Origin of the sequence: Daejeonella sp., assembly GCF_044232565.1 — a bacterium.
Taxonomy (GTDB): Bacteria; Bacteroidota; Bacteroidia; order Sphingobacteriales; family Sphingobacteriaceae; genus Daejeonella.
This window is the reverse complement of the sequence record NZ_JBIILQ010000134.1, coordinates 1-7,596: the sequence shown is the minus strand read 5'-3', so window position 1 is coordinate 7,596 and position 7,596 is coordinate 1. Positions and strand designations below refer to the sequence as shown.

Here is a 7,596-nt window from a genome sequence, read left to right as displayed (position 1 = left end):
TGCCATCTGATAAAGTATTTCAAGTTCTGCACTACTATTCACTAAAAAACTTTACAAAACTTATTCTTTTAACAGAAAATCGTCATGAAGCCATCCTCAAGGCAGTTATGAACCATGACTATAGTTGGTATTTTTTTTTGAAGCTCCCCCTTTTTAATTGAATGAACTAGTCTATTAATATCCAGACAGCTAATTTCAAACCATTTGGCCTGATATATTTAAATTCTATAGTGTATTTTATCGTTTACTCAATAATACCTACCACTTACTCATTTTATTTTCTTCCTAAAATTCAATACCCCTATTTGGTTTATAATAAATGGATTTATTAAGTATAAACAGTTTATCCAGTTGGAAGTATTATGAGAAAAATGAAAAATTATTTAAAAATAGGAATTCTATTATTTGGAATTTCACTAGTGCTAATAACTTGTAAAAAGGAGAAATCTGCTACTCAACATGTAATCTAACCTTTAAACGCCTAGTACAGAAGAGGTTATTAGTTATTTTGAAATGCAAAAAACTTCTTCAAAAGTAAATTTTAATAATAAAAAACAGGTTACTCCAAATTTTAAAGGTATAACACAAGAAAAAATCATCAATAGTTCAGCATTGCTAACAATTATACCTACTACCACCATATATACTGAGCATTATAGTAGGATATTAATGTTAAAAATAAACCAAGAAATACAGGCTATCGTTTTTAGTATGTACCCTTCTAAAAAATCAAATAGTGAAAACTTTTCGGGTGAAATAATGATCACTGATTTAGATGGCAATTTTTTAAATGGGTATAGAGTTTTTAAAGGAAAGTTAAAAACTCAATTTAGAGCCAAAACCAACGAAAATAAATCTTCATTCAATTATATAAGTTCAGTCAGTGAATGCAAGGATCACGGTAATTGCATTAGTGGTTCCTCATGTATACTATGTATTCAACAACTTAATGAGGTAGTTGTAGTATCATATGCACCAATGTCATCAAACTATATTTATATAAATAGATTCTTTTCATTTAGTGATTATCTGTCAGGCGGCCAATACATAGATGAAAATTGGAGTTATGGTGGTGGAGGTGGAGGCCCGGGAGATTACCCTCCTCCACTATTGATAGAAAATCCGCCAACACCGCAATGCCCTACCACGGAAACCGAGCTAGGAAACATGTTTCCCAGTGCCAGCAGTGGGAATTTAACGGTACTGAAAAATACCCTAAACCAACATAGCGGAAGTTTTGGAATTGATAATAAGGATGAGTTACAACATTTTCTGTCGCAAGCTGGTCATGAGAGTGCAGGTTTCCAAAATTTAAGCGGAGAAGAAAATTTATACTATACATCTCCGGCGCGATTGATGGAAGTATGGCCAAGTAGGTTTTCACAAACAGATCCAAATAAGAAAGATCCAGACGACTACATAAGAAATGCTAAAAAATTAGCTAACTTGATATATGCCAATAGAATGGGAAATGGTGATGAAGCAAGTGGCGATGGTTATGCCTACCGAGGAAGAGGAATTTTCCAACTTACTGGGAAAGATAATTATTCCGATTTTGCTTCATTTTATAATGTAAGGTTTTCAACTAATCATACTGCGACATCAGCGGCAGATCTATTATCCTCTGATTATGTTGCTTCTATAATTAGTGCATTATGGTTTTATAAGGAGCACGTTCTCAGCAAGATAACTGTGGACGAAAATACAACAGTGAAAAGTGTCACTAAACTTATAAATGGTGGCTTGAATGGAATTAGTGACAGGATCAGTAAGATGGCACTGGCGATTTTAAATATTAATTGTTAAATCAGATTATGCATAAAAAAAGTAGGTTATTAAAATGTGGTATTATTATAGCAATGCTCATTTGTTCTCATATAAATTTAAGCGCAAATGAGCTTCCAAAGATTCAAAATAGTAGTATTGTCGGAACATGGTTATCGGAATCAGATAGTAAATGGAAATTGGTTTTTACAACCACCAAATGTTACCAGTATTATGGGGGCACACTTGTTGAAACCAATTCATATTTAATCTCAAACACTAGCCCACAATGTGGAAAAGTAGTACCAGTTGATAATTATACAAGTTATCTTAAACTCATTGATGATCAAAGTTCCACAAACGTTACTTGTTATGAGATTAATGGTATTACAAGTCAAAATTTATCGCTAAGACCTGTAAATAATGGCAAAATTTTAATTTTTGTAAGACAATAGATGAATTCAATAAGCGCAGCCTAATGATTTTATGAAAACTAAAGTTTAATTTAAACGAATCTTATCAGACAAAAATATCTGGGAAAAATGCGTTATAGGATCTTCTCTTAATAAGCTCGATTCGGCACCCGATGTTCAAATTGGCATTGTCATGTTTAATTTCAAGGTTAAATAATTCAATTACAACAATCTTTGTTTTTTAATTATTTATTTAAGATTCCTCAAAACAATTGAATCATTTAATTGTTTTAAATATATGAAAACAATAAAAATAGTTAAAATTGGTAGCCAATTTAAAACTTCAATTAGTATTCTAGTGATTTTTATTTTACTAAGTGCTTGTTCTAAAAAAATCAATTTTGCAACTTCAACAATAGTCCCAGCAGCTGAAGGAGTAGTTAAAATCAAAAAAGACTACAATAATAATCGTTCAATTAGCATAAAAATTAAGAATTTAGCGGAGCCCGAGCGTCTACAAATTACAAAATCAGTTTATGTAGTTTGGATGGTAACAGAAGAAAGCGGAATTAAGAATATTGGTCAGTTAACGAGTTCAAAAAAAATATTTTCAAGCCTATTGGAAGGCAAACTAAAAACGGTGACTCCATTTACACCAACCCGGGTATTTATTACTGCAGAGCTAATTAGTGATATTTCAATACCTGGCTCCTACATCATTTTAGAAACAAAAACATTTTAATTTCCATCATATTTCGAAAATAGGATTCTCTTCTGGATATTTACCCTATTAAACCATTTGTTTTTTAATGAATTACAAGGAGACTATTCAATATTTGTATTCGCGCCTACCCATGTTTAGCAAGGAAGGTCAAGCTGCCATGAAGCCGGGCTTACAAAATATCATCAAATTCTGCCAAAAGCTTGGAAATCCTGAAGAGAAATTTAAATCAGTACACGTAGGCGGCACCAATGGTAAAGGCTCTAGTTCCCACATGCTTGCTGCCATACTCCAAAATTCTGGCTATAAAACTGGTTTATATACTTCGCCTCACCTCCGCGACTTTAGAGAGCGCATTCGCATCGATGGGAAAATGATATCCGAAAAGAAGGTCGTTCAATTTGTAAAGTCTAATCAACAATTTATTGAGCAGATAGAGCCTTCTTTTTTTGAGGTTACGGTAGCAATGGCTTTCGAGCATTTTGCATTAGAGAAAGTGGATATCGCCATTATTGAAGTGGGCCTAGGAGGCAGATTAGATTCAACCAATATAATCAAGCCTGAATTAAGTTTAATCAGCAATATTGGTTACGATCACATGAACATTTTGGGTAATACTTTAGCAGAAATCGCTTTAGAGAAAGCCGGAATCATAAAATCTGAAACTCCGGTAATAATTAGTCAGCGGCAATCAGAAATCCAAGAAATATTCAATAATAAAGCTTTCGAAATGGAATCGCAAATTACTTTCGCAAGTGATGAATGGGATATAAAGCGGTCAAGCCTACAAAACTATAACACAGATTTATTAAAAGTAGAAGTAAAGCAAAAATCAAAAGTTGAAAATGCAATTTTTAAGTTCAATAGTCTTGAATTAGATCTGACCGGCTCCTATCAATTGAAGAATCTTGCAGGTGTCTTAAGTGCAGTAAATCAATTAAAAATTCGGGGCTTCAAGATTGATGATGATAACATTATATCTGCTTTAGCTGATGTAAAAACACTTACGGGATTAATGGGTCGCTGGCAAACATTAGCTATGAAACCACTCATTATCTGCGATACCGGACATAATGAAGATGGTATTAAAGAAGTTATTAAAAACATTCATCTAAGTACATTTAACAATCTTCATATGGTAATTGGTGTAGTAAAAGATAAAGATATTTCCAAAATATTGACACTTTTACCCCAGGAAGCCAAGTATTACTTCTGTCAGCCTAATATTCCCAGAGCTAAATCCGCAAATGAATTACACGCAGAAGCAATCCAATTCGGACTTGAAGGCGATTATTATGAATCTGTAGATTCAGCGCTAGAGGCCGCGAAAAAAAATGCCTTAGAAGACGATTTAATCTTTATAGGTGGAAGCACTTTTGTTGTGGCTGAAATTGTTTAGACAACAAAATTCCTTGCGCTGCTAATCTCAAAATAATTAATTTCTTAATTCTGAAATAAAAAAAACCGGCATCCAAATGAGATGCCGGTTTTCTAATATCAACTCAGGAACAAAAATTTTATTATTTACTATTTTTCTTATCCATAGCCTTCCACATATAGTAAATAGGTACCCCAGTTAGAACAATAATAAGTCCCGGCCAGGTAAAATTAGGCTTAAAAATAATCAACAAAATACAAAAACTAATACCCATTAGGATGTACAAAGCTGGAAGGAAGGGGTATCCAAAAGCTTTATAAGGTCTTTCAGCTTCCGGACTTTTTACTCTCAAAATATAGATACCTAAAATGGTTAGTACATAAAAGATAACCACTACAAAGGAAATCATATCAAGAAGATCACCATATTTTCCACTTAGGCATAAAACAGAAGCTACGAGACATTGTAACCATAAACCAAATTCCGGAACTGCATGCTTGTTTAATGAGGCTGTTTTCTTGAAGAATAAGCCATCATTTGCCATGGTATGATATACCCGAGCACCCGCAAGAATTAGTCCATTATTGCATCCAAAAGTAGAAACCATAATCATTAAAGCAATAATAACTGTACCTATATTACCAAAAATTACGCTTGAGGCAGCCACTGCGACGCGATCTTTATCTGCGTAAGCAATCTCCTCCAAAGGTAAAACCGCAAGGTAAACCAAGTTTGCCAATACATAAACGATGGTAACGATCATCGTTCCCAAAAACAAACTCAATCCAATATTTCTCTTCGGATTTCTAACTTCTCCAGCGATAAAAGTGACATTATTCCACGCGTCGCTACTAAAAATAGAGCCAACCATGGCTGCAGCAACAGCACCGAGAGCAGCAACAATGGTGAGTGATTGGAAAGAGCCATCGGGACTTAATTTTTGCATGCTCCAGGCATTTTCCCAGTTGCTCGACCAAATCTCAGGCTTCATCATAATAAAACCGAAAATAATAAGTCCGAATAGACTAAATAACTTTGTCAACGTAAAAGAAGTCTGAATCATTTTACCACCCTTCACTCCTTTTGTATTAATATAGGTTAACAAAATTATTGTGGCGATAGCTAAAATTTGTGCAGCAGATATTTTGAAGGATCCCATCGATAAAACAATTAGATCTTCACTTACTTGCGGCCATAAATAGGCGGTAAACTTCGAAAAAGCAACCCCAACAGCCGCAATTGTACCGGTTTGTATAACTGCAAAGAAACTCCATCCATATAAAAAGCCTACAAGAGGATTGTAAGCCTCTTTAAGATAAACATACTGTCCTCCAGCCTTTGGGAACATCGCACTTAATTCGCCATAACTGAGCGCTGCAATCAAAGTCATTAAGCCCGTAATCAGCCATACAGCTATTAACCATCCGCCAGAGCCTACATTACGCGTAATATCGGCAGCAACGATAAAAATTCCTGAGCCAATCATACTGCCAGCAACTAATAAAGTTGCATCAAGTAGACCTAGCTCGCGCTTCATTTCATTTTGTTCTATAGTTTCATTCATATTAATCAGTTTTATTCAATTAATAAACATACATTAAAAAATAAATCTGTGTGCAATAAAGATTGTTAAAAATCAAAATAATCAATCTTAAATAAAAAAAATAAACAAAATGATAAATAAAATATTTATTTAAATACTTATAAATCAGTATATTAAGTTTAAAAACATAAGAAATAGGACTAAATGGGCAAACATTCTGGATTTCAAAATTTGAATAATAGAATAAGCCTGCTATTTTTGCCGATTGTATTAGATATATATTTTATATAAACAGATAAATTTCCATGGAGTTTTTACAAGACAATTTAATTTATTTAATACCCTTAATGGGTGTTTTTGGTATCCTTATAATGGCTATAAAATCGGCCTGGGTAACTAAACAAGACGCTGGCGATGAAAATATGCAACGTCTTTCAGGTTACATTGCAGACGGTGCAATGGCCTTTCTAAAAGCAGAATGGAAAGTATTAGGTTATTTTTCAGCAATTGCAGCAATATTATTAGCTTATTCAGGCACCTTGGTGGAAACCTCAAGTTGGGTTATTTCAATTTCCTTTTTGATTGGTGCATTTACTTCTGCATTAGCAGGGTATATCGGAATGAACATTGCTACAAAAGCAAACGTTCGTACCACACAAGCTGCACGTACAAGCTTAGCAAAAGCACTTCAGGTTTCATTTACCGCTGGTAGTGTGATGGGTATTGGTGTTGCCGGGCTTGCTGTTTTGGGCTTAGGAAGCTTATTTATAGTTTTCTATACCATATATGTTGTTAATGCCGGTGGTAGTGTAAACGGAAAAGAGATGGAAAAAGCTCTTGAAGTCTTAGCTGGTTTTTCACTTGGTGCTGAGTCGATCGCATTATTTGCACGTGTAGGTGGTGGTATTTACACTAAAGCTGCCGATGTAGGTGCCGATCTTGTAGGTAAAGTTGAAGCGGGTATTCCTGAGGATGATGTTAGAAATCCAGCAACCATAGCAGACAACGTAGGTGATAATGTGGGTGATGTAGCAGGAATGGGTGCAGATTTATTTGGTTCCTATGTAGCAACTATTTTAGCAACCATGATATTGGGTCGCGAAATTGTATCAATAGATAATTTTGGAGGAATCGCTCCTATCCTATTGCCTATGCTAATAGCAGGTTTAGGTTTAATACTATCTATTATCGCAACTGCCTTCGTAAGAATCAGCAAAGAAACAGATAGTGTTCAAAATGCTTTGAACATGGGTAACTGGTCTTCTATTATTTTAACGGCAGTAGTTTCTTTCTTCGCAGTAAAATGGATGCTTCCTACAGGAGAAATGTTCATGAGTAGAGATATGATTGGTGGAGTCTTAAAAGAAGGAGCAATTTCCTTTAATAGCATGGACGTATTTTATTCTATTGTTGTAGGTCTAGTTGTTGGAACGTTAATGAGTTTAATTACAGAATACTACACTGCAATGGGTAAGCGACCTGTTTTAAGCATCATTAAGCAATCTTCAACAGGACATGCAACTAATATCATTTCAGGATTAGCAGTAGGAATGGAATCTACAGTAGCTCCAATTCTTGTACTTGCCGCTGGTATTTATGGTTCATTTTACTTTGCCGGATTTTATGGTGTTGCAATTGCTGCAGCAGGAATGATGGCAACTACTGCGATGCAATTATCAATCGATGCCTTTGGTCCGATAGCAGATAATGCTGGTGGTATTGCTGAAATGAGTGGTTTACCTCCAGAAGTTAGAGACCGCACGGATAACCTTGATGC

Annotated in this window: 6 protein-coding genes; 5 read left to right on the top strand and 1 reads right to left on the bottom strand. The window is 34.7% G+C overall.

Annotated features, from left to right (window positions below; all coding sequences use genetic code 11):
• Positions 1 to 513: 513 nt before the first annotated feature.
• The 4 genes from ACILQF_RS08370 to ACILQF_RS08355 all read left to right on the top strand — a co-directional run bounded on the left by ACILQF_RS08370 (position 514) and on the right by ACILQF_RS08355 (position 4,297).
• Positions 514 to 1,806 (top strand): glycoside hydrolase family 19 protein, encoded by a 1,293-nt coding sequence (locus ACILQF_RS08370; RefSeq protein ID WP_395626964.1) that lies wholly within the window; start codon positions 514 to 516, stop codon positions 1,804 to 1,806.
• An 8-nt stretch (positions 1,807 to 1,814) separates the two neighbouring features.
• Positions 1,815 to 2,219, top strand: a complete 405-nt coding sequence (locus tag ACILQF_RS08365; protein WP_395626963.1) for a hypothetical protein — start codon at positions 1,815 to 1,817, stop codon at positions 2,217 to 2,219.
• A gap of 256 nt (positions 2,220 to 2,475) precedes the next feature.
• The gene (locus ACILQF_RS08360) at positions 2,476 to 2,919 is read left to right on the top strand and encodes a hypothetical protein (protein WP_395626962.1); all 444 of its coding nucleotides are present in this window, start codon (positions 2,476 to 2,478) and stop codon (positions 2,917 to 2,919) included.
• Between the two features lie 67 nt (positions 2,920 to 2,986).
• The gene (locus ACILQF_RS08355; protein WP_395626961.1) at positions 2,987 to 4,297 is read left to right on the top strand and encodes a bifunctional folylpolyglutamate synthase/dihydrofolate synthase; all 1,311 of its coding nucleotides are present in this window, start codon (positions 2,987 to 2,989) and stop codon (positions 4,295 to 4,297) included.
• 121 nt (positions 4,298 to 4,418) lie between these two features.
• Here the strand turns inward: ACILQF_RS08355 and ACILQF_RS08350 are convergent, their stop codons facing one another.
• On the bottom strand, positions 4,419 to 5,840 hold the full coding sequence (locus ACILQF_RS08350; protein WP_395626960.1) for an APC family permease: 1,422 nt from the start codon (positions 5,838 to 5,840) through the stop codon (positions 4,419 to 4,421).
• Between the two features lie 284 nt (positions 5,841 to 6,124).
• Here ACILQF_RS08350 and ACILQF_RS08345 point away from each other — a divergent pair.
• Positions 6,125 to 7,596, top strand: a 1,472-nt coding sequence (locus ACILQF_RS08345; protein WP_395626959.1) for a sodium/proton-translocating pyrophosphatase, incomplete at its 3' end; no start/stop codon positions are given.